The organism is Phyllobacterium myrsinacearum (genome assembly GCF_014138285.1).
In the GTDB taxonomy this organism is placed as follows: domain Bacteria; phylum Pseudomonadota; class Alphaproteobacteria; order Rhizobiales; family Rhizobiaceae; genus Phyllobacterium; species Phyllobacterium myrsinacearum_A.
In genome coordinates, this window is sequence record NZ_JACGXN010000001.1 from 1,440,499 (window position 1) to 1,461,467 (window position 20,969).

Annotated in this window: 21 protein-coding genes and 1 tRNA gene; 9 read left to right on the forward strand and 13 right to left on the reverse strand. The window is 57.7% G+C overall.

Annotated features, from left to right (window positions below; all coding sequences use genetic code 11):
- The first annotated feature begins 6 nt into the window (after nt 1-6).
- Together FHW16_RS07125 and FHW16_RS07130 are read left to right on the forward strand one after the other, a co-directional pair.
- Nucleotides 7-627 (forward strand): 2,3-bisphosphoglycerate-dependent phosphoglycerate mutase, encoded by a 621-nt coding sequence (locus FHW16_RS07125; RefSeq protein WP_182548392.1) that lies wholly within the window; start codon nt 7-9, stop codon nt 625-627.
- A gap of 193 nt (nt 628-820) precedes the next feature.
- Nucleotides 821-905: transfer RNA gene (locus FHW16_RS07130), tRNA-Leu, on the forward strand.
- Nucleotides 906-911: 6 nt separating this feature from the next.
- On the opposite strand, the gene FHW16_RS29065 is transcribed toward FHW16_RS07130, so the two are convergent.
- Nucleotides 912-1,046, reverse strand: coding sequence for a hypothetical protein (locus FHW16_RS29065; RefSeq protein ID WP_281410092.1), 135 nt, complete (start codon nt 1,044-1,046; stop codon nt 912-914).
- Between FHW16_RS29065 and FHW16_RS07135 the strand changes: the two genes are divergently transcribed.
- Nucleotides 1,045-1,224 carry a hypothetical protein gene (locus tag FHW16_RS07135; protein WP_182548393.1) on the forward strand — a complete coding sequence of 60 codons (180 nt, stop codon included), beginning with the start codon at nt 1,045-1,047 and terminating at the stop codon, nt 1,222-1,224. The two genes, FHW16_RS29065 and FHW16_RS07135, sit on opposite strands and share 2 nt — an antisense overlap.
- A gap of 82 nt (nt 1,225-1,306) precedes the next feature.
- A complete protein-coding gene (locus tag FHW16_RS07140) occupies nt 1,307-2,833 on the forward strand; it encodes a UxaA family hydrolase (protein WP_182548394.1) in 1,527 nt (508 codons plus the stop codon).
- Nucleotides 2,834-2,901: 68 nt separating this feature from the next.
- Here FHW16_RS07140 and FHW16_RS07145 read toward each other — a convergent pair whose 3' ends face one another.
- The 6 genes from FHW16_RS07145 to uxaC all read right to left on the reverse strand — a co-directional run bounded on the left by FHW16_RS07145 (nt 2,902) and on the right by uxaC (nt 9,994).
- Nucleotides 2,902-3,747, reverse strand: a complete 846-nt coding sequence (locus FHW16_RS07145; RefSeq protein ID WP_182548395.1) for an ABC transporter permease — start codon at nt 3,745-3,747, stop codon at nt 2,902-2,904.
- A 2-nt stretch (nt 3,748-3,749) separates the two neighbouring features.
- Nucleotides 3,750-4,652: an ABC transporter permease gene (locus FHW16_RS07150; protein WP_182548396.1), complete on the reverse strand. Its 903-nt coding sequence runs from the start codon at nt 4,650-4,652 to the stop codon at nt 3,750-3,752.
- Nucleotides 4,653-4,660: 8 nt separating this feature from the next.
- Nucleotides 4,661-5,728: an ABC transporter ATP-binding protein gene (locus FHW16_RS07155; RefSeq protein ID WP_182548397.1), complete on the reverse strand. Its 1,068-nt coding sequence runs from the start codon at nt 5,726-5,728 to the stop codon at nt 4,661-4,663.
- A gap of 61 nt (nt 5,729-5,789) precedes the next feature.
- Nucleotides 5,790-6,968, reverse strand: a complete 1,179-nt coding sequence (locus tag FHW16_RS07160; protein ID WP_182548964.1) for an extracellular solute-binding protein — start codon at nt 6,966-6,968, stop codon at nt 5,790-5,792.
- Nucleotides 6,969-7,088: 120 nt separating this feature from the next.
- Entirely contained in the window at nt 7,089-8,570 is a 1,482-nt protein-coding gene (locus FHW16_RS07165) for a mannitol dehydrogenase family protein (protein ID WP_182548398.1), read from the reverse strand.
- A 23-nt stretch (nt 8,571-8,593) separates the two neighbouring features.
- Nucleotides 8,594-9,994: a glucuronate isomerase gene (uxaC, locus tag FHW16_RS07170; protein ID WP_182548399.1), complete on the reverse strand. Its 1,401-nt coding sequence runs from the start codon at nt 9,992-9,994 to the stop codon at nt 8,594-8,596.
- Between the two features lie 300 nt (nt 9,995-10,294).
- Here uxaC and FHW16_RS07175 point away from each other — a divergent pair, with 300 nt between their 5' ends.
- From FHW16_RS07175 to FHW16_RS07195, 5 genes are all read left to right on the forward strand, one after another.
- The gene (locus FHW16_RS07175) at nt 10,295-11,071 is read left to right on the forward strand and encodes a GntR family transcriptional regulator (protein ID WP_182548400.1); all 777 of its coding nucleotides are present in this window, start codon (nt 10,295-10,297) and stop codon (nt 11,069-11,071) included.
- A 34-nt stretch (nt 11,072-11,105) separates the two neighbouring features.
- Nucleotides 11,106-12,296, forward strand: a complete 1,191-nt coding sequence (uxuA, locus tag FHW16_RS07180) for a mannonate dehydratase (RefSeq protein ID WP_182548401.1) — start codon at nt 11,106-11,108, stop codon at nt 12,294-12,296.
- A gap of 473 nt (nt 12,297-12,769) precedes the next feature.
- Complete coding sequence (locus FHW16_RS07185) at nt 12,770-13,087, forward strand: septal ring lytic transglycosylase RlpA family protein (RefSeq protein WP_175540577.1); 318 nt, start codon at nt 12,770-12,772, stop codon at nt 13,085-13,087.
- Nucleotides 13,088-13,240: 153 nt separating this feature from the next.
- On the forward strand, nt 13,241-14,182 hold the full coding sequence (gene gshB / locus FHW16_RS07190; protein WP_182548402.1) for a glutathione synthase: 942 nt from the start codon (nt 13,241-13,243) through the stop codon (nt 14,180-14,182).
- Nucleotides 14,183-14,352: 170 nt separating this feature from the next.
- Nucleotides 14,353-15,885, forward strand: a complete 1,533-nt coding sequence (locus FHW16_RS07195; protein ID WP_182548403.1) for a YifB family Mg chelatase-like AAA ATPase — start codon at nt 14,353-14,355, stop codon at nt 15,883-15,885.
- 253 nt (nt 15,886-16,138) lie between these two features.
- Here FHW16_RS07195 and FHW16_RS07200 read toward each other — a convergent pair whose 3' ends face one another.
- The 6 genes from FHW16_RS07200 to pmtA all read right to left on the reverse strand — a co-directional run bounded on the left by FHW16_RS07200 (nt 16,139) and on the right by pmtA (nt 20,916).
- Complete coding sequence (locus FHW16_RS07200) at nt 16,139-16,762, reverse strand: transglutaminase-like cysteine peptidase (protein WP_182548404.1); 624 nt, start codon at nt 16,760-16,762, stop codon at nt 16,139-16,141.
- Nucleotides 16,763-17,095: 333 nt separating this feature from the next.
- Nucleotides 17,096-18,373: a polyhydroxyalkanoate depolymerase gene (locus tag FHW16_RS07205; RefSeq protein WP_182548405.1), complete on the reverse strand. Its 1,278-nt coding sequence runs from the start codon at nt 18,371-18,373 to the stop codon at nt 17,096-17,098.
- 194 nt (nt 18,374-18,567) lie between these two features.
- Nucleotides 18,568-18,855 carry a DUF1330 domain-containing protein gene (locus tag FHW16_RS07210; protein ID WP_182548406.1) on the reverse strand — a complete coding sequence of 96 codons (288 nt, stop codon included), beginning with the start codon at nt 18,853-18,855 and terminating at the stop codon, nt 18,568-18,570.
- Nucleotides 18,856-18,910: 55 nt separating this feature from the next.
- Nucleotides 18,911-19,606, reverse strand: coding sequence for an orotidine-5'-phosphate decarboxylase (gene pyrF / locus FHW16_RS07215; RefSeq protein ID WP_182548965.1), 696 nt, complete (start codon nt 19,604-19,606; stop codon nt 18,911-18,913).
- A 96-nt stretch (nt 19,607-19,702) separates the two neighbouring features.
- Nucleotides 19,703-20,284, reverse strand: a complete 582-nt coding sequence (locus tag FHW16_RS07220; RefSeq protein ID WP_182548407.1) for an NADPH-dependent FMN reductase — start codon at nt 20,282-20,284, stop codon at nt 19,703-19,705.
- A gap of 38 nt (nt 20,285-20,322) precedes the next feature.
- Complete coding sequence (gene pmtA, locus FHW16_RS07225) at nt 20,323-20,916, reverse strand: phospholipid N-methyltransferase PmtA (RefSeq protein WP_182548408.1); 594 nt, start codon at nt 20,914-20,916, stop codon at nt 20,323-20,325.
- Nucleotides 20,917-20,969 lie beyond the last annotated feature (53 nt).

Consider the following 20,969-nt stretch of genomic DNA (forward strand, 5'->3'; position numbering starts at 1 on the left):
ATTGCAATGTCCGGAACCCTCGTCCTTGTCCGTCATGGCCAGAGCGAATGGAATTTGAAGAATCTCTTTACCGGCTGGCGCGATCCGGGCCTGACCGAGCTTGGCCACAGCGAAGCCAAGGCAGCGGGCCAGCGGCTCAAGGCCAAGGGCCTGCATTTCGACATCGCCTACACATCGGTGCTGTCGCGTGCCCAGGTGACCTTGCAGCACATTCTCGATGAAGTCGGCCAGCCGGCGCTGCAGACGATCCGCGACCAAGCTTTGAATGAACGCGACTATGGCGATCTCTCGGGCCTCAACAAGGATGATGCCCGCGCCAAATGGGGTGAGGATCAGGTGCATATCTGGCGCCGCTCCTATGATGTCCCGCCGCCCGGCGGCGAGAGCCTGCGCGACACCGGTGCCCGTGTCTGGCCTTACTACCTGCACGACGTGCAGCCGCATGTGCTGCGCGGCGAGACGGTTCTGGTGGCGGCCCACGGCAATTCTCTGCGTGCCCTCATCATGGCACTGGAAGGACTGACCAGTGAAGAGATCATCGCACAGGAACTGGCAACAGGCGTTCCGGTCATCTACAGGCTGAATGCCGATTCGACAGTTGCGTCCAAGGAAGTTCTGGCCGCCTGATACCGCTGAAATTTCAATATGATTCGAACGAACCCGTGCCAGGCCTCCGGTGCGGGTTTGTTGTTTGCACTGGTCTTTTTGGCGTTGTTTGCTTGTCTTTAGCGGAACAGAGGCAAAGGAATGATATTAGGTCGATAAATACCCGACAAATGGATTGACAGAGTTCCGCCCGCCCCTTACATGAGACCCCGCTGCCCAGATGGCGGAATTGGTAGACGCGCACGGTTCAGGTCCGTGTGCCGCAAGGCGTGGAGGTTCGAGTCCTCTTCTGGGCACCATTCCCTTTAAAGACCCGTATTTTCCGGCACGGCCATTGTGCCGTCCGCCGGTGTGCGTGCACCCGCTTCCAAATCTGTTTTCGCAAGTTCGCCGACATGCGGTACACTGGCCCCAAAGGTTTCAGTGGAGTATCGGCGCATGATCCGGGTCATCATTATTCTTGCACTGCTCGTTCTTGTCCTGTTTCTGATCTACAGCATCATAAACAGTGTTCGCGCGAAGCAGATCGACTGGACCGGCATAGGCGTGACTGTCGCCCTGATCGCGCTTGCACTCTATCTGCGCAATCTCACCGGGGTTGGTGGCGTCGGTTTCTGATAATCAAGCCTTTATGGTCACCTTGACACATTGCAACCTTTTGTCTGGCGAATTAATATATTAGTCTACCCAGGAGACTTTCATGGACACGCTCATTTCCCCACGCCATCTGCGGCTGCATTCCACCGATAATGTGATCGTGGCGGTGGATGCCTTTCAGGCTGGCCAGCATGTGGAGGATGTGACCGTCAAAGACCGTGTGCCCCGCGGCCACAAACTCGCATCAAAGCCTATTGCGCTGGGGGAACCCGTGCGCAAATTCGGCCAGATCATCGGTTCGGCGTCGAAGTCCATCGCACCGGGCGAATGGGTGCATGAACACAATCTCGATTTCAGCAGCTTTGTCCGCCAGCCGGATAGCCGTCACGAAACCCATTCCAACGGCATCCTTCCGATCGAGCAGCAGGCCACCTTCCAGGGATTTCGCCGGGCCAATGGACGCGCAGGGACACGCAACTACATCGGGGTTCTGACCTCGGTCAACTGTTCGGCCTCGGTCGCCCGCTTCATTGCCGAAGCAGTGCAACGCTCGGGACTGCTTGACGACTATCCGATGATCGACGGCATCATTCCGCTGGTACATGGCGGCGGCTGCGCGCTCGACGTCAAGGGTGAAGGGTATGAGGTGCTCAAACGTACCCAGTGGGGCTATGCCACCAATCCGAACATTGCCGCCGTACTGATGGTCGGCCTTGGCTGTGAAGGGTTCCAGATCGGCCGCTGGAAGGAAGCCTATAATCTCGTTGAAAGCGATACATTCCGCAGCCTGACCATTCAGGAAGTGGGCGGCACGCGCAAGACCATGGAAGCCGGCATTGCCGCCGTGCGCGACATGCTGCCGACAGCGGCCAATGTGAAGCGCGAGACCATTCCCGCATCGGAATTGATGCTGGCGCTGCAGTGCGGCGGATCCGACGGATATTCTGGCATCACAGCCAATCCGGCTCTGGGTGCGGCGGTCGACCTTCTCGTCAAGCAAGGCGGCACGGCCATCCTTTCCGAAACGCCGGAGATTTACGGAGCCGAACACCTGCTGATCGAACGCGCCTCCAATCCGGAAGCGGTGACACGGCTGCAATCCATCATTGCCTGGTGGGAGGATTACACCGCCCGCAACAAGATGGAGATGAACAACAATCCCTCTCCCGGCAACAAGGCAGGCGGATTGACCACCATTCTGGAGAAATCGCTCGGCGCAGTGGCCAAGTCAGGTACCACGCCGCTGGAAGCGGTCTATGGCTATGCGGAGCCGGTGACGGCCCATGGGCTCGTGTTCATGGACACGCCCGGCTACGATCCCGTCTCAGCCACGGGACAGGTGGCTGGCGGCGCCAATATCCTTTGCTTCACCACCGGTCGAGGTTCAGCCTATGGCTGCAAGCCGACGCCATCGATCAAGCTCGCCACCAACACCCCCATGTACACCCAAATGATCGAGGACATGGATATCAACTGCGGCGACGTGCTCGACGGCGTGTCGATCGAAGACAAGGGCCGTGAAATCTTCGAGCAGGTTCTGCGGGTGGCTTCGGGTGAACGCAGCAAGTCCGAATTGCTCGGCTACGGCGATGCGGAATTCGTGCCCTGGCAGATCGGCGCGACGATGTAGTTCAAGCGTTCATACCGGCAAAAAAGCGGGAGCCATTGGCTCCCGTTTTCATATGCAGGGCTAAAAGATCAGGCAGCGGATTGCTGCTGCTTGGCCCGGGCGACGATCTGCGTTGGATTAACGAAGCGCAGTGCGATCAGCAGCCAGACCAGCGTCGTCACCATGTAAACCACGGCCATGGCATCGATGGACTGCACGGCACGCACGCCTGACGCAAAAACGGAATAGTACAGCGCGACGACCAGCGTCTGGCTTGTCGGGCCGGCCGTGAGGAAGGTCAGCTCGAACATCGCCACGGTGCGCACGAGAACGAGCAGCAGTGCGGCGAGAATACCAGGCAGCAGCATCGGCATGAGCACGTGCAGGAACAGACGGAACGTACCTGCACCGAAGACGCGTGCGGCGGCCTCCACCTTGGGATCGATCTGCTCAATGAACGGAATCATCACGAGAATGACGAAGGGAACCGTCGGCACGAGATTGGCCAGAACCACGCCCCAGAACGTACCGCCGACCCCTGCCTGATAGAGAACCGTCGCCAGCGGGATACCGAAGGTAATCGGCGGCACCAGCAGGGGCAGCAGGAACAGCAGCATGATGAGCTTCTTGCCGGGAAATTCGCGCCGTGCCAGGGCATAGGCGGCCGTAACACCCAGCAGGCCTGACAAGGCAACCACCGTGAACACGATCTGGAACGTGACGATCAGGACGTCACTGAGCTGGAATTCCGCCCAGGCGGTAAAATACCATTTCGTCGTCCAGCCCGCAGGTAGCCACGTGCCGAGCCAGCGGGTTCCGAAGGAGGAGATGACCACGGTTGCGATCATCGCCAGCAGGTTGATGATAAAGAAAGCCACGATCACCCAGACAGCGGTGATCCAGAGCTTTGCGCCAATGGTTGTATCGCGGATCATGGTCAGCCCTTTCCGCCGGCGGTCGAGCCGCGATAGAAGAGATTACGAATGGCAAGGATCGCCACGACGATAGTGAGCTGTACGGTTGCCATGATCATGGCGATGGCCGATGCCATGGAATAATCATACTGCTCGAAGGCGGCCTGATAGGCTGCGATGGAGATGACCCGCGTCGGACCCGCCGGAGCACCCAGCAGGACCGCTGAAGGGAACACGGCAAAAGCCTGCACGAAGGACAGGCAGAAGGCGATAGCCAACCCCGGTATCAGCAGCGGCAGAAGGACAAAACGGAAGCGCTGCCAGCTCTTTGCGCCGTGCGTCGCGGCCGCCTGTTCCAGCGCCGGATCAATGCCGGTGACATAGGAAAGTGTCAGAAGGAACGTGAAGGGGAAACCGGTGATGATCAGCGAGGAAAAGACACCCCAGTAGTTGTTGGTAAGCTTCAATGGCCGGTCGATCATCCCGAGCAGCATCAGGGTACGGCTGAACCAGCCTTGCGGCCCGAGATAATTCAAAAGCCCTTCGGCAACGAGCACAGTGCCGAGCGTCACGGGCAGAACCAGAATGGTCGTCAGCAGCCGCTGGCGGGTCATCAGGCGCACCCGGAAGGCGATGGGCAGCGCCAGGGCGATACTGATCACTGTCACGGGAACTGCAAGCCAGAGCGTGGTCAGGATGGTATCGTAGAGGAAGGGATCGGAGAAGAATTTCTGATAGTTGGCAAACATCCCACCTTCCTTGGGCGTGAAGGACAGAACCAGCCCATAAATGAAGGGATAGACAAACACCGCCAGCAGGAACAGCACAGCCGGAAGAACAAGGATCGTCACGCCGTCAATGCCCCGCAAGGCGAGGCGCTGGCGCAGGGACAACCTGTTATAGACGGGAGGAGAGGAGACGGCCATGGCAGTCCTCACGCCCCGAAGACCAGCGCGCGCGCCGGATCGATTGCGAGCCAGATGGAACTGCCGAGCGCTGCCGTCTGCGGTGCATGGAACACCAGTTCCAACCCTTCGACGGTGCGGGCAGTGCCGACGAATTCGCGGCCGCGATATTCAATGGTCTCGACCACGGCTTCCACTGTATGTTCCGAGTGTTGGCCCGCCTCCACATCATCGGCACGGGCAGCAACAACGGCGGCATCGCCGACTTTCAGACTGTCGCGGGCAGTGCCACTCAATGTCGCCTTGCCAACGGAAACGCTGACGCGCGCTCCGTCGACAGATACAACCTTTCCGGTAAGACGGTTGCGATATCCCATGAACTCCGCAACATCGAGATGGTCCGGCCGCTCATAGAGATCACTCGGCACACCGACCTGCCGGATCTCGCCATCGCGCAAGACAACGATACGGTCGGCCAGCGACAGGGCCTCATCCTGATCGTGGGTGACGTAGATTGTGGTTGCGCCGAGCTGGTTATGGATGCGGCGGATCTCGGCACGCATCTCCAGTCGCAGTTTGGCATCCAGATTGGACAGGGGTTCATCCATCAACACCAGCGGCGGCTCGATGACAATGGCGCGGGCAATCGCCACGCGCTGCTGCTGGCCGCCTGAAAGCTGGCCCGGCAATTTATGTCCCTGCCCCTGAAGACGCACCAGATTAAGGGCTTCCTCGACGCGCTTGTCGATTTCGGCTTTGGCGACACTGCGCATCTTCAGGCCGAAACCGATGTTCTGGCGCACGGTCATATGCGGAAACAGGGCATAATTCTGGAACACCATGCCAAAACCGCGATCTTCGGGTTTCAGCGTATCGATACGCTTGTCATCGATGAAAATACCGCCGCCCGTTGTGGCAAGCAAACCGGCAATACAATTGAGTGCGGTGGATTTACCGCAACCGGATGGCCCCAGCAAAGCGATGAACTCGCCCTTGCGGATGGAAAGCGAGACGTCCTTGAGCGCATTATGCGAACCAAAGGCACGGCTCATGCGGTCAAGACGAATTTCCTGGAATGGCGATGACGCCAGCAGCATCGGATACCTCATAATTGCGCACCGTCCGGGCTTCCCCGAACGGCGCTATTGTATTTATGAATCAGGGCTTCTTGCCGGCGACTTCTTCGTCCCAGCGGCGGAACGCGACAACCATGGCGGAGGGATCGAGTGGAACCTCGATCGGGTTGTTGGCAATCCAGTCGGCATATTCCTTGCGGCCGAATTCGGCCAAAGCATCCTGGCTTTCCTTCGGTGCCATGGAAAGCGGCACGTCCTTGACTGCCGGACCGGGGTAGAAATAGCCCTGATCGTAAGTATAGGCCTGCTGTTCCGGAGTAAGCAGGAAGCTCATGAGATCGAGCAGCACGGCGAGCTTTTCATCGGAAATGCCCTTCGGCACGCACATGTAGTGCGCATCGGCGACCCAATGGAACCCCTTCAGTGGCGCAACGGCCGCTTCCTTCGGCACGACGCCGAGCACACGCGGATTGATGTCCCAGCCGGTGGTGGAGACTGTCATGTCGCGCGTGCCTTCGCCGAGTTCCTTCATCAGCGCGCCGGTGCCGGTCGGGTAATACTCGATATATTTGTGCAGTTCCTTCAGATAGGCCCAGGTCTTGTCCCAGCCCTTGACCGGATCATGCGGATCGCTGTCACCGAGCAGGTAAGGCAGCCCCATCAGGAAGGTTCGTCCCGGGCCAGAGTTGGCCGGGCGGGCATAGAGGAACTTGTTCGGATTTTCCTTGGCCCAGGCCAAAAGCTCTTCGGCCGTTGTCGGAACCTTCTTGACCCGCTCCGGCATATATTCAAGCAGCGGACCGGAGGGATAATAGGTCACGACGACACCGTGATCCTTGCCCAGCGCCAGCATGCGGTGTGCCGGTTCCTGATAGATCGCCTTCAGATCCGGCAGGGAAGCAGAATGATCCGGGAGCAGCTTGACCCACAGACCCTGATCCAGACCAGCGGACAGGGCATCGGTACCGGTCAGAACCAGATCAATATCAAGCCGGTTGGCCGCCTGCTGCGCCTTCAGCTTTCCCGGAAGCTCGGGGGCCGGAGCCTTGGTAAAGGTGATCTTGGAAACGAGGTTAGGCTTGGCAGCGGCATAGTTCTCAATGGCCTTCTGCGTCAGGGCCAGATTACCCGCGACATCGGCAATATTGAGCGCAACCGGAGATGTCGGCAATGCCAGTTTCCCCTGCGCAAAGAGACGTGTCGCCGGCAGTGTTGCCAGAGCGGCCAAACCACCAATGGCTTGCCTACGCGTGATGCGGATCATTGTCTTCCTCCCAATTGTTCCCGGTTTAGCGATCGGTGGCCATCCTCCAGCCACTCATTTTTGATAGCTTAATATATTAATCTATCAGTTTCAGATAGCAAGCGCTTTCGCCCCTTGTCAAAGCCCGGCCACTGTCCGGGCCGCACCCTGTTCAATCAATTTTGCCAAAGCCTTGCCGACAATTTCGCGAAACTCTGGGCTTTTCGGCAGATCACTGCCAAAAATCTGGCCCATTTCGAGATAGGCTTCCAAAAGAGCCGGTGCCGACGTCTTGCCAGCGGTGCGGGCTTTGAACTCATCGGTCAGCGGGTCGTGGACATCGATTGGATTGCCGCGTTCATCCGTCCCGGTGGCGTAGCGCATCCAGCCGGCGACACCCAAGGCCAGACGGTCGAAGGGCGCGTTCTTCTCCAGCCGCACACGAATGGTATTGAGCAGGCGCTGCGGCAGCTTTTGCGAACCGTCCATGGCGATCTGCCATGTCCTGTGCCGCAACGCCGGATTACGGAACCGCTCCCGCAGCTCTTCCTTGTAAGCGCCGAGGTCGAAGCCTGGGAGCACCGGCAGGGTCGGAGTGATTTCTTCATCCATCATCCGTTCAATCAGCGCGGCAAAGCCCTCTCCAGCCATGGCGTCGGATACGGTTTCATGTCCGGCAAGATAACCGAGATAGGCCAGTGTTGAATGGCTGCCATTGAGCAGGCGCAGCTTCATCAGCTCAAACGCGTCGACATCCGCAACAAAGGTGACACCGACCTTTTCCCAGGCCGGCCGGCCCGATGGAAAATGGTCTTCCACCACCCATTGGCTGAACGGTTCCGTCATGATCGGCCAGCGGTCGGCAAGCCCGGTATCCCGAGTGACAGCGTCGCGGTCCGCATCGGTCGTTGCAGGCACGATCCGGTCCACCATCGTCGAAGGAAAGGCCACGGCATCCCGGATGAATGCACCCAGTTCCGCATTGCGCAGTTCGGCAAAGCGTGTAACGACCCGCTTCAGGGTCTGTCCATTGGCCGGAAGGTTGTCACAGGACAGAAGCGTGAAGGGCTCGGTGTCATCGGCGCGCCGCCGGGCCAATGCCTCGACGATGAAGCCAATTGCTGAGCGCGGCATCGCCGGATTGGCAAGATCGTGCACGATATCGGGATGATTCTCGTCCAGCGATGCGGAGGCAGGCGAATAACAATAACCCTTTTCCGTGATCGTCAGCGAGACGATCTTCACTGCCGGATCGCTCATGGCCGCCAGCAGGACCTGCGGATTTTCCGGCGCGACCAGCACATTCCCGATGCTACCGATAACGCGGTAGCTGCTGCCGCCTCCATCCCGGACAGCCACTGTATAGAGCCCATCCTGGGGTTTCAGTGCATCGCGTGTATCGGCACTGCGCAGTGATGCTCCCAGAATGCCCCATCTGGTATCCCCTGACGCAAGCACGCTGTCCGTATAGACAGCCTGATGGGCGCGGTGAAACGCGCCGATGCCAAGATGAACAATGCCGGTCTTGACCTCGCTGCGGTCGTAGTCCGGCGTTGCAACACCGTCTGCGAGTTGCGGCAGGGCTGCTGAGGAAAGATATGTCTGGTCAGTTTGAGCCATCGGGCAATCTCGCCTGTTCTGTTTCAAAGACGGTAGGCTTGTTTGGCCAGCCGGTAGCTCAGGTCATGGGCAATCTCGTGCGCCTCATCCTCGTCCAGCCGATGATCGGCGACCAGCCGGGCGAGATAAGCGCAATCCACCCGGCGGGCCATGTCATGACGGGCTGGAATGGAAAGATAGGCCCGTGTGTCGTCGTTGAAACCGACGGTGTTGTAGAAACCGGCCGTCTCGGTCGTCAGTTCGCGAAAACGGCGCATGCCTTCCGGACTGTCATAAAACCACCATGCCGGACCAAGCCGCAGGGCAGGATAGTGCCCGGCAAGCGGTGCCAGCTCGCGGCTATAGCTGGTTTCATCCAGCGTGAAGAGGATGAGCGTCAGTTGCGGATTGTTGCCGAAAGCATCGAGCAACGGCTTAAGCTCTTCGACATAGCCGGTGGAGCGCGGAATATCCGCCCCCTTATCAGGGCCGAAGCCGGCGAAGACTCTCGAATTGTGATTGCGGAAAGAACCCGGATGGAGCTGCATGACCAGCCCGTCATCAATGCTCATCCGCGCCATCTCGGTCAGCATCTGGGCACGAAAAAGATCGGCATCCCCATCGGATACGTCGGGACGCAAAACCCGCTCAAACAAAGCGGCGGCATCGGTGACGGAGAGATTGGCCGTACGCGCGCTGGGATGGCCGTGATCGGTTGAGGTGGCGCCGCGCGCCTTGAAGTAGGCTCGCCGGTTGCGATGCGCCTCGAGATAGCCCTTATAGGTGAGCGATGTCCCGGCAAGGCCAATGAGCTTTTCCACATTGGCGCGAAAATCCGGACGGGATGCATCAATCACGGCATCGGGCCGGTAAGCGGGAACCACGCGGCCCTGCCAACCCGACTTCAGGATGATATCATGCGCCGCGAGATCATCCGTCGCCGCATCGGTCGTCGAGATCACCTCGATACCAAACTGCTTGTAGAGCGCGCGAGGGCGCATCGCCGGATCGCCGAGCTTGTCGGCAATGCGATCATACAACTGATCCGCATTGCCCTCGCTCAACCGCTCGGTGATGTCGAAAACCGCTTCCATGGCATGCTCGAACCAAAGGCGCGAGGGCGTGCCGCGAAACAGATACCAATGCTTGGCAAAGAGGGCCCAGATCTTGCGCCCGTCGGCTTCAACCGGTTCGCCATCGCGACGTGGCACACCCAGATCCTCAAGCTTGACGCCTTGAGAATACAGCATGCGGAAAATATAATGATCAGGCTTTACAAACAGGCTGGCCGGATCGGGAAAAGCCTCATCATGGGCGTACCAGAGCGGATCCGTATGGCCGTGCGGCGAAATGATAGGCAGATGTTCGACATCGGCGAAAAGGCGCCTTGCAATGGAACGGGCATCTGCCTCGATGGGGAAAAGTCGATCTGGATGGAGAGGCATTGTCGGTCCTTGCTGTCATTTTCGGCATTGGCGCTTACATCATACGGTTGTATCGGCACTGAGCCCTGAAATTAACCGTCCCGGGGGGTGCTTTTCGTGTCGCCCATGCTTCTCTGTCTGCCTTGTGAACATTCGGCTTTTGCGATCTTGGCGAAGAGTAAATAATAATATATTAGTATGTCAACTGGATCAACGTGCCCTGAAATTGTTTCCTTCACGGCTTTGGCACTATGATTTCGCGCGGAATTCTACCATTCATGAGGGCAGATTCATCCGTGATGCAGCAAATGGAGCGCTGGAATGGCAGCACAGAACCAGGGAGAAAAGAGTTTGGCCGTGGCAACGCTGGCTGAACCCGCCACTTCCGCACGCGACAATGCGGCACGTTTCGCCAAATCCGGCGCACGTGGCGCCCCTGCCGGGCGCATGACTACGGCAACGGCAATTTACCGCGAGCTGCATGCGTCCATCGTCTCCATGCAGATGACGCCCGGAACCGCCCTCAACGAAAAAGTTCTCACGGAGCGTTTCGGCGTCAGCCGTACGCCCGTGCGCGAGGCGCTGATTCGGTTGGTGGAGGACGGGCTGGTCGATGTCTTTCCGCAGTCAGGCACCTTTGTTGCCCGCATCCCGGTTGCGCTGATCCCGGAGGCTGTTGTGATCCGTCAGGCGCTGGAGGGCGCGACTGTAGAACGCGCAGCAGCCATTGCCACCGACAAGGACGTAGAATGGCTGGACGAAATTCTCGCCCGCCAGCAGTTCTTTGCCGACCGTCAGAACATGAGTGCATTCCACGAAGCCGATGAAGCCTTTCACGAGGCGATTGCCGGCATTTCCGGCCATCCCGGCATCTGGCATTATCTGAAACCGGTGAAAGTGCAGATCGACCGGGCGCGCCGCATGACATTGCCGGCTCTCGGCCGCATGGAGCACGTGCTTACCGAACACAAGATTATCCGCAACGCCATCGAAAATCATGACGTACCGGCCGCCTGCGCGGCGATGAAGCAGCATTTGAATGCCGTCATTCCCGATATTGATGAACTGAGAAAAAGCCACCCGGGCTCATTCGTCTGAGCCCGGCGATTACAAGACAATGACGGAGGACTGAATGCGTCAGGCATGGAGATGGTTTGGGCCAAAAGCCGGTGTAACGCTGGACAATGTGCGCCAGGCCGGAGCAACCGATATCGTATCGGCGCTGCACGAAGTACCGATCGGCCGAGCCTGGACCGAAAAAGAAGTGCATGAACGCAAGTCGCTCATCGAGACAACTCCCGCAGGGCGCATCCCGCTGACCTGGTCGGTGGTCGAGAGCGTTCCGATTCCCGATGCTGTCAAACGCCTTGGCGGTGCAGCGAAGCATGAAATTGCTGCCTGGATCGCCAGCATGGAGGCACTGGCTGCCAATGATATCCGTGTCATCTGCTACAATTTCATGCCTGTTGTCGACTGGTGCCGTACCGACCTTGATTATGTCACGCCGACCGGCTCGACCGCGATGCGCTTTGACCACAACACATTCGCCGTTTTCGACCTGCACATCCTGCAGCGCACGAATGCGGAAGCCGCTTATTCGCAGGTGGATCGCGATATCGCCGCCGGGCTCTATGCCGAGATGAGCGGGCAGGAAATCGCCGATCTTACGCGCAATATTGCCAGCGCGCTGCCCGGCTCAACCACCGAACCGTTGACCATTCCCGCCTTCCGCGACAAGCTGGAAGCCTATTCAGGCATTGATGCCAACAAACTGCGTCAGCACCTGATCGAATTTCTCGAAGCCGTGACACCGGTTGCCGATGATCTCGGCGTCAAGCTGACGCTCCACCCGGATGATCCGCCCCGTCCGCTTTTCGGCCTGCCACGCATCGCCTCGACGGAAGCCGATTATGCCGCGCTGTTCGACGCGGTTCCATCGGCGGCCAACGGCATGTGCTTCTGCACGGGAAGCCTCGGCGTTCGCGCCGATAATGATCTGCCTGAAATCGCCCGCCGCTTCGCCTCGCGCATCCACTTCTCGCATTTGCGCGCAACGACACGGGAAGGCGATGGCCGCAGCTTCCATGAGGCAGCGCATCTGGAGGGCGACGTGAATATGGTCGCCGTGCTGAAGGAATTGATCGCTGAAGATCGCAAGCGCGACAAATCCGACAGCATCATCTTCCGCTCCGATCACGGTCACCGCATGCTGGATGACCTGAACAAGGAGGTCACGCCGGGCTATCCCGCTATCGGCCGCCTGCGTGGTCTGGCAGAATTGCGCGGTATCATTCATGCTCTGGACGCCGATCCGTCGCTCTGACCCTCACCGACTGCTGGATTCAAAGAGCCCCAGACACTCACGTGTCGGGGCTTTTTTCGTTTCCAGTTCTTAATTCTCGTTAACTCTTCTGCCCTCAAAAGCTTGATTTCAGAGTCTTCGTTTAGGTTTTCGTTCAGTATTCATCACATTACCGCCATATTTCACAGGGAACGGCCGCAATAGTTCCAATCATGAAAGCATCTTCGATCACGTTTTGAGTCATAATAAGACAAATTTTTTGAATGACTTGGCTCATCTTTCAGGATTTGCTCAACGATATTTCCCTTTCGAGCCACCTCGAGGCCACATTTACCCAAAATAGAAGGGCTCACTCACTCACGTGATGATCTACTTGCCCAGGATCATTTTTATGCGTGCGTCTTCAGTCTGGCTATTCCTGCCGCGGGCCGTTTTAAAGTGCGAATTTCAATATGGTCTCCATTGCAAGTATCCGTAAGGTACTTACTGCAACCATGCTTCTCTTGATGTTTGGTATCGTTTCGGCAAATGCCGGTTCCGCCTGCGGGGGCGCCTCCTGGTACGCCCTTCATTCCAAGACAGCCTCTGGCGAACGCATGAACCCATCCGCCCTTACCGCCGCTCACCGCACTCTGCCTTTCGGCTCCAAGGTGAAGGTCACCAACCAGCGCAATGGCAAGTCGATCGTCGTGCGCATCAACGATCGTGGCCCATTCATCAAGGGCCGTGTGATCGATCTTTCCAAAGGCGCTGCAAACCGTCTGGGTTTTGTCGGTGCCGGTCATACCAATATCTGCATGGCCAAGCTCTGATACAAATTCCTGTATCCCTGCCGAAAGGCCGGGATACAACCTCTCCACGATATGTTGCCCTCCACAATATCTTGATCGTGCTGCAGGATTGACCTTGACCGTTGAACGTGACATCGCCATGTCAACACTCCTAATCCTATCGGGGGACGTTCCATGGCATTGAAAGTCGCGGTCCAGATGGACCATATCAATTCGATCCGCATCGCAGGCGATACCAGCTTTGCCCTGTGCCTTGAGGCGCAAGCCCGCGGCCACGCACTTTATCATTATACACCGGATCGCCTCAGCATGCGCGACGGCGTAGTTCGCGCGCGGGTCGAGGAGCTGAAGGTTCGCGATATCGAGGGTGACCACTTCACGCTGGGTGAGCAGGTTTCACGCGACCTCTCGGAGATGGATGTGGTGCTGCTCAGGCAGGATCCGCCGTTTGACATGAACTATATCACGACGACGCATCTGCTTGAGCGTATTCATCCAAAAACGCTCGTCGTCAACGATCCGGCCTGGGTGCGCAACAGCCCGGAAAAAATCTTTGTCACCGAATTCCCCGATCTCATGCCGGATACGCTGATCACCAAGGATCCGCAGGAGATCATGGCATTCCGCAAGGAGTTCGGCGATATCATCCTCAAGCCGCTCTATGGCAATGGCGGTGCAGGCGTGTTCCATCTCGCTGATCGCGACCGCAATTTGACATCGCTGCTGGAGATGTTTGGCCAGATGTTCCGCGAGCCGATCATTGCCCAGCGCTACCTCAAGGATGTGCGGGCCGGCGACAAGCGCATCATCCTGATCGATGGAGAGCCCGTTGGCGCGATTAATCGCGTACCCTCGGAAAGCGATGCACGCTCCAACATGCATGTGGGCGGTCGCGCCGAGAAGACCGAACTGACGAAACGCGAACGCGAGATTTGCGCACGAATCGGCCCCTCCCTGCGTGAACGCGGTTTCATCCTTGTCGGCATTGATGTGATCGGCGACTACATGACGGAAATCAACGTGACCTCGCCGACGGGTGTGCGGGAAGTGAAACGCTTTGGCGGCGCCGATATCGCTGCGCTCTTCTGGGATGCCGTAGAGGCCAAGCGGCGCTAACGGCACCGCTCCCGTTCCATGCTTCAATAATATCGAACAAAGGCGCGCAGGGCGATCATCGGCCCCACCGCAACGTTCTCCTAACGTTCTTGTCATGTCACGCAAATTGTGATGAGGTGCCGTCATTGGCACTATTCATTTTTTGACGCGATATTTTCAAGGAACAATTGATGGTCACCCGTGTGCGTACCGTCGCATTTCAAGGCATTGAAGCCCAGCCTGTCGATGTGCAGGTGATGATCTCCCCCGGCAAAATGGGCATCCATATTGTCGGTCTGCCCGATAAGGCAGTGGCCGAAAGCCGTGAGCGCGTGCAGGCGGCGCTGCATGCGTCCGGTCTATCCCTGCCGCCGAAGAAGGTGACAATCAACCTGGCACCGGCAGACCTTCCCAAAGAGGGCAGTCATTATGATCTGCCGATCGCCGTCGGCCTGATGGCGGGACTCGGCGCCATACCGGCCGATGCCCTGCAATCCTATGTCGTGCTTGGAGAACTGTCGCTCGACGGCACCATTACCCATGTGGCAGGGGTTCTTCCTGCAGCAATTTCCGCCAACCGGCAGGATCGCGGTTTGATTTGCCCAGCACCCTGCGGACCCGAAGCGGCCTGGGCAGGTGAAGAGATCGATATTCTGGCGCCGCGCAGTCTCATCAGCCTTGCCAATCATTTTCGCGGCCATCAGGTGCTGTCGCGCCCCGAGCCCTCCCTGCAGGCCAATGCAACGGATTTGCCCGATCTGGCTGATATCAGGGGGCAGGAGAGCGCCCGGCGTGCGCTCGAGGTTGCCGCCGCAGGTGGTCACAATCTGCTCATGGTGGGTCCGCCGGGATCGGGCAAGTCCATGCTCGCCCAGCGGCTTCCCTCCATTCTGCCGCCCCTCCTTCCCCGCGAACTGCTGGACGTTTCCATGATTGCCTCGGTCGCCGGCGAATTGCTCGGCGGGAAACTGACGGACCGCCGTCCCTTTCGCGCGCCGCATCATTCAGCATCCATGGCGGCTATGGTCGGAGGTGGTATACGTGCCCGGCCCGGCGAGGTTTCCCTTGCGCACCGGGGTGTCCTCTTTCTCGATGAGTTCCCCGAATTCACACCGCAGGTACTCGACTCCCTTCGGCAGCCGCTTGAAACCGGGGAATGCATGATTGCGCGCGCCAATCACCGTATTTCCTATCCCGCACAAATCCAACTCGTGGCCGCCATGAACCCCTGCCGCTGTGGCATGGCTGGTGAACCGGGGCATCGCTGTGCCAGAGGACCGCGCTGCCAGCAGGACTATCAGGCCCGCGTTTCCGGACCATTGCTCGACCGTATCGATCTTCGTATTGATGTTCCTGCCGTCAGTGCTGCAGACCTCATCCATCGTCCGCGATCGGAGAGCAGCGCATGCGTTGCCGCCCGCGTCGCCAGGGCCAGAGATATCCAGAAACAACGCTATGAAGTACTGGGATTTCCAGCGGTGACAATGAATGCCCATTGTCCGGTGGCGCTGATCGAAGACGTAGCCCGATCAGACAACACAGCCTTGTTGCTGTTGCGGCAGGCCGCTGAGCAGATGCGTTTTTCGGCGCGTGGTTATCACCGGGTTCTCAAGGTCGCGCGAACATTGGCTGATCTTGAAGGGATTGAGGCGGTCGGGCGCATTCACGTGGCAGAAGCCATTTCATACAGAATGGCACAGGATACGGCCAATCAGGCGGCCTGAACAAAGCCCAACTGATTGCAATTGCATCCCTATGGTGCGTGGTTCGACAAGCTGACCATGAGGGAGAATGAGGCTTGCAGGGAGCCATATTCTGCAATATTTGCGATTGGCATTGCATCCACGATCTCCCTCATGGTGAGCTTGTCGAACCACGGGATTACGGTGAGCTCCTGAATCTGTCGAAGGACGAACCGCGCACCAACCCACTGGAGCCTGCAGATTTCCAAGCTGGATTAACGGATCCTGCCCCGTGTTAGCGGACTGAACCGACCAGAATATTGCTTGGTGCCTCAATGCTGACCCAGCGGCCGGTATTGTTCGTGGCCTGGCGCTTGAGATACGTGTATTCGGTTTCCGACCAGTTCTTGACGCCGTCCGCAAGGTTGTCGAGGACGAAATCACCCGTGTCTGTACGAACGGTCAGTACAGCGTGGCCTTCGCCATCGGGTTTACGCACGACGGTTATCAGCAGATCGGCTGGCGAAATACCCGCCTGCATCAGTTCACGGCGCTTTTCCAACACATAGTCTTCGCAATCGCCAACGTTGCCGACCTTGTCCGGGTAGCCCCAATATTCTTCAACGCCGTAAATCTCCATATCCGTCAATGGCTTGACTGTCTGGTTGACGCGGCTGTTCACATTAACGATCAGTTCCCAGAAATCGCGCGTCATCTTGGCGGGAGCAACGTTGCGGCTGCGGACCGAGCATTCGTCCGGCAGACGCTTGCAGAACTCGTAATGACCGATAGGCTGGGATGTCAGACCGCCGGTCTGCATGAAAGCTTCGGCTGCGGAGGCGGAATTTGCGACAAGTGCGCCAGCGAAAAGCACTGCCGCGAACCCCATCGACTTTAAAATCTTTACCGCTCCGAACATGCTTTACTCCGAACCCAACCAGCCTTCGTTAACAAAACGTTAATGTCGGGAGGGGATATGAGTCAATCACAATGGCGCCACGATCCCGCCATTGTTAATATATGGTTAAAATTTGAACTTCCTAGATTTTGACGAAAATTTGAAAGTTGTACATCGCGAGCGGTCGCAACCCATGCGCGATGCAGCCACTACAGGTTGCCCCCGGGACATTCATCAACGTCACAGCAACGCATTGAATTCATTAAGCTTTACAGGAAAACAGATGCATGCACAAAAGCGATTGCCGGAAGAAGCAGTCTTCCGGCAATACCGTTTTATATTCAGAAAGTACGTTCAGCCGCGCGCGCGTTTACCGATCGGAGTGACGTTGCTCTTGCGATTGGCCTGAGCGTGATCGTTAACGAATTGGACAATACGTGGTGCAATTTCAGCACGGAATCGCGATCCATTGAACACGCCGTAGTGACCCACCTTGGCCTGCAAGTGGTGCATACGCATGGCGTCAGGGATGTTCACACACAGCGTTTGGGCAGCCTTGGTCTGGCCAACACCAGAAATGTCATCGTTCTCGCCCTCGACCGTCAGCAGGGCGACAGTGCGGATTGAAGACGGATCGACCAGCTTGCCGCGATGGGTCATCTCGCCCTTGGGCAACGACTGGCGAACGAAAACTGTATCGACCGTCTGCAGGTAGAACTCCGCAGTCAGATCCATCACAGCCAGATACTCATCGTAGAATTCGCGGTGCTTGTCGGCGGAATCGCCGTCTTCCTTGACGAGGTGCATGAAAAACTCCTTGTGCGCCGTGATATGGCGGTCAAGGTTCATGCTCATGAAACCGGAAAGCTGCAGGAAACCGGGATAGACGTCGCGCATGAAACCCGCATGCGGCCATGGCACCGACATGATGACATTGTCGCGGAACCAGTTGATACCCTTTTCCTCGGCCAGGATATTGACTGCGGTTGGGTTTTTGCGCGTATCGATGGGTCCACCCATCAGCGTCATAGTGGATGGTGCAAACCGGTCGCCATTGGCTTCCATGATGGCGACGGCAGCCAGAACCGGAACGGATGGCTGGCAAACAGCGACCACATGGGTGTCTTCCCCCAGCGCATGGAACATTTGGATGACATAATCGATGTAGTCATCCAGATCGAAACGGCCCGCAGTCAGCGGCACGGTGCGTGCGTCAACCCAGTCCGTGATATAAACTTCCGCATGGGGCAACAAGGCTTCGACGGTGCCCCGCAACAATGTGGCGTAGTGGCCAGACATGGGCGCGACAACGAGAATTTTCGGATCCGCAGCACGTTTTGATGGCAGGGCGCGCTTGAAGTGGATGACGTTGCAGAATGGTTTCGACCAGACGGTCTTTTCACGAATTTCCACTTCTTCACCATCCACGACCGTTGTCGGGAGATTGAAGACGGGCTTGCCGTAGGCACGGGTTGTACGCTCGAACAGTTCACAGCCAGCGGTAATGGAGCGACCGATAACCGTCTGCGAGAGGGGATTGAGCGGGTTGTCGTAGAACAGCTTGGTCGCGTCGGCCAGCGCCCGGTACGGCTGCAGGGCGGCATGATTGAGTTCATAAAGCTGGTAAAACATTCCACTGTCCGATCATATCAACACAACGGCGATCTCACAAACATGATCATCAAAGATGAAAATGTTCTTGATGGGAGAATAACCCTATCCGCTTTGATCGATATTGCAATGCAACAAAGGGATTAGCGAAAAGAAAAATGTTCACAATTTCCCGTGCAGGTGCAACATAAATTGCGCACTGCACAGATGAAGGGTCAGGCGCCCTCGACGATGAGCATTTCGCCTTCAGCATATTGCCTGCGGATGGCTTTGGCCGCCTGATATTCCGGCGAATTGTAACAGTCGAGCGCATGCTGCACCGAGGGGAACTCGATCACGACATTGCGGCCGCGCGCCTTCCCTTCCAATTCATGAAACGGCCCGCCACGCGCCAGAAAAATTGCGCCGAACCGTTCGAACGCCGGTTTTGCGGTTGATACGTAGCCCTTGTATCCTTCCGCATCCTCTACATCGATGTGCGCTATCCAATATCCCTTGGGCATAGGTCCTCCAAAACCTGAACTGTCCGGCGATTCACCGGAATGTTGGCGAATTTGATCAGACGCCCGCCATTTCGGCAAGGATCGCTTCGGCTGCAGCCTTAGGATCGGCCGCGGCAACGATGGGGCGGGCCACAACAAGGTGACTTGCTCCGGCATGCAGGGCATCGGACGGTGTCATGACGCGCTTCTGATCACCGATGTCGGCACCCGTTGGCCGGATACCGGGGGTGACGATGGCAAGATCCGGCCCGACGATCTTGCGCACAGCGGAGGCTTCGGCCGCCGAACAGACGATTCCGCCCATTCCCGCATGCAGCGCCTGTTCGGCACGGATCAGCACCAATGTGTGCGGATCATGCTCGTAACCGGCATCAATCATGTCCTGCTGGTCCATGGAAGTGAGAACTGTCACGCCGAGCAGGCACAGGTCCGAACCGCGCGCCGCTTCCACCGCCGCTTTCATCGCCTTGGGATAGGCATGCAGCGTCAGCATGGAAACTCCCATCTTGACGATATTCTCGACGCCCTTGGCGACCGTATTGTCGATATCGAGGAGCTTCATGTCCAGGAATACTTTTTTGCCCGACTGGACAAGCTCCGTCGCAAATCCAAGGCCGCCGGCAAAGGCCAGCTGATAACCGATTTTGTAGAAGGATACCGTATCGCCCAGCGTGCTGACGATATTTCCCGCCGCCTTCAGGTCAGGCACATCAAGGCCTACGATGAGGCGATCGCGCAAAGCCGCTTCCATCATGACAAACCACCTTTTCTGTTGATCGCCATCCCATGGCATATCAGCGCCCGATAGGAAAGGTCAGAACGGCAAAAGGGCGGGCAAAAACGCCTGTCAACGCGATTTTGCCAGTCTCGCATGATCGATCAACGATTGGCAGACGCGTTCCATGGCTCTGGTGGTCCGTGCGTCGTGAAATGAGCCGTCTTCGGCAAAAGCCTCATGGGCATGGGCCACGGAGCATTGTTCACTGATGATCTGCGTTCCCACATTCATCAGGACGGAACGCAGGTGATAGAGACCGCGAATGCCGGCAAAATTGCCATCCGACGATGAACACAGCGCAACGATCTTGCCAGCATAGGGTTTGAGAGGTTTCTCTCCATCCTTCGAAATGCGGCTTACCCAATCGATGGTATTCTTCAGAAGCGGCGGGATCGATGAATTATATTCGGGAGACGCGATCAGAATACCATCATGGGCAGCAAACAGCCGGCCGAGCTTCATCGCGTTATCAGGTATGCCTTTTTCCGCCTCCAGATCTTGGTCCATGATGGGAAGCGGATAATCGATCAGGGCTATGCGTGTAACATCAGCGCCAAGTGTCGCCAACGCCCTGGTGGCGACATCGGCAACCTGCCCGCTGAATGCGCCGGTACGATTCGAACCTGCGAAAACGAGAATCTTCGGCTGCATATGCACCCTTTCATGGGTCAAACGAAACGTTCTGGCGATCAGGCGCGACGATAGATCCAGAGCCGGGCGGGCGGGACATTGCGGATGATGAAATCGAGATGTTCGATCTTGTAATTGCCGCGACCGGCGGGAACCGGGGACATCGGACCATAGGTGATCTGGACGATCGGGCGGCCATGCGGCACCCGTCGCAACAGGTCTTCGATGATCTTCACCCGGTCGCCGACGGGAAAATTCAGCAATGGAACCGCAGAAACGACCGAATCAAACATCTGGTCCTTGTGAGCGCCAAGCGTCTTGTCGAGGTTGAATGCATCGCCCTCGATGATATTCACCCCAGGGAAATCTTCCCGCAAATGCGCGGCAAAATCCGCAGAATACTCAACACAGCAGAGATTTTCAGGTTCAACGCCGCGATTGAGAATAGCTCGCGTGATGACACCTGTGCCAGGTCCAAGCTCCAGAACAGGCAGGCCGGAATGCGGGTTGACCACGCTGGCCATGCGGCGCGCCGTGATGGAACTGGTCGGGAGAATCGACCCCACCGCCTTCGGCCCGTGCATCCAGCCTTTGAAGAAGCGGATTTCCTCGCCGAATTTCTCAGCGAGTTTTTTTCCCAGTGGTCGTGTCATTCCCATCCTCCCGTCGCAAGTAGACAAATTTACGACGCAACTCGTGGCGGAAG

Excerpts from the sequence above, each read along its gene's own strand:
- FHW16_RS07135 (WP_182548393.1), top strand. The coding sequence starts at position 1,045 with ATGATCCGGGTCATCATTATTCTTGCACTGCTCGTTCTTGTCCTGTTT.
- uxaC (WP_182548399.1), bottom strand. The coding sequence starts at position 9,994 with ATGCCTCTCCATCCAGATCGACTTTTCCCCATCGAGGCAGATGCCCGT.
- FHW16_RS07210 (WP_182548406.1), bottom strand. The coding sequence starts at position 18,855 with ATGCCCAAGGGATATTGGATAGCGCACATCGATGTAGAGGATGCGGAA.
- FHW16_RS07150 (WP_182548396.1), bottom strand. The coding sequence starts at position 4,652 with ATGGCCGTCTCCTCTCCTCCCGTCTATAACAGGTTGTCCCTGCGCCAG.
- FHW16_RS07175 (WP_182548400.1), top strand. The coding sequence starts at position 10,295 with ATGGCAGCACAGAACCAGGGAGAAAAGAGTTTGGCCGTGGCAACGCTG.
- FHW16_RS07165 (WP_182548398.1), bottom strand. The coding sequence starts at position 8,570 with ATGGCTCAAACTGACCAGACATATCTTTCCTCAGCAGCCCTGCCGCAA.
- FHW16_RS07140 (WP_182548394.1), top strand. The coding sequence starts at position 1,307 with ATGGACACGCTCATTTCCCCACGCCATCTGCGGCTGCATTCCACCGAT.
- FHW16_RS07185 (WP_175540577.1), top strand. The coding sequence starts at position 12,770 with ATGCTTCTCTTGATGTTTGGTATCGTTTCGGCAAATGCCGGTTCCGCC.
- pyrF (WP_182548965.1), bottom strand. The coding sequence starts at position 19,606 with ATGGAAGCGGCTTTGCGCGATCGCCTCATCGTAGGCCTTGATGTGCCT.
- FHW16_RS07155 (WP_182548397.1), bottom strand. The coding sequence starts at position 5,728 with ATGCTGCTGGCGTCATCGCCATTCCAGGAAATTCGTCTTGACCGCATG.
- FHW16_RS07195 (WP_182548403.1), top strand. The coding sequence starts at position 14,353 with ATGGTCACCCGTGTGCGTACCGTCGCATTTCAAGGCATTGAAGCCCAG.
- pmtA (WP_182548408.1), bottom strand. The coding sequence starts at position 20,916 with ATGACACGACCACTGGGAAAAAAACTCGCTGAGAAATTCGGCGAGGAA.
- FHW16_RS07125 (WP_182548392.1), top strand. The coding sequence starts at position 7 with ATGTCCGGAACCCTCGTCCTTGTCCGTCATGGCCAGAGCGAATGGAAT.
- FHW16_RS29065 (WP_281410092.1), bottom strand. The coding sequence starts at position 1,046 with ATGCGCCGATACTCCACTGAAACCTTTGGGGCCAGTGTACCGCATGTC.
- gshB (WP_182548402.1), top strand. The coding sequence starts at position 13,241 with ATGGCATTGAAAGTCGCGGTCCAGATGGACCATATCAATTCGATCCGC.
- FHW16_RS07220 (WP_182548407.1), bottom strand. The coding sequence starts at position 20,284 with ATGCAGCCGAAGATTCTCGTTTTCGCAGGTTCGAATCGTACCGGCGCA.
- FHW16_RS07145 (WP_182548395.1), bottom strand. The coding sequence starts at position 3,747 with ATGATCCGCGATACAACCATTGGCGCAAAGCTCTGGATCACCGCTGTC.
- uxuA (WP_182548401.1), top strand. The coding sequence starts at position 11,106 with ATGCGTCAGGCATGGAGATGGTTTGGGCCAAAAGCCGGTGTAACGCTG.
- FHW16_RS07205 (WP_182548405.1), bottom strand. The coding sequence starts at position 18,373 with ATGTTTTACCAGCTTTATGAACTCAATCATGCCGCCCTGCAGCCGTAC.
- FHW16_RS07200 (WP_182548404.1), bottom strand. The coding sequence starts at position 16,762 with ATGTTCGGAGCGGTAAAGATTTTAAAGTCGATGGGGTTCGCGGCAGTG.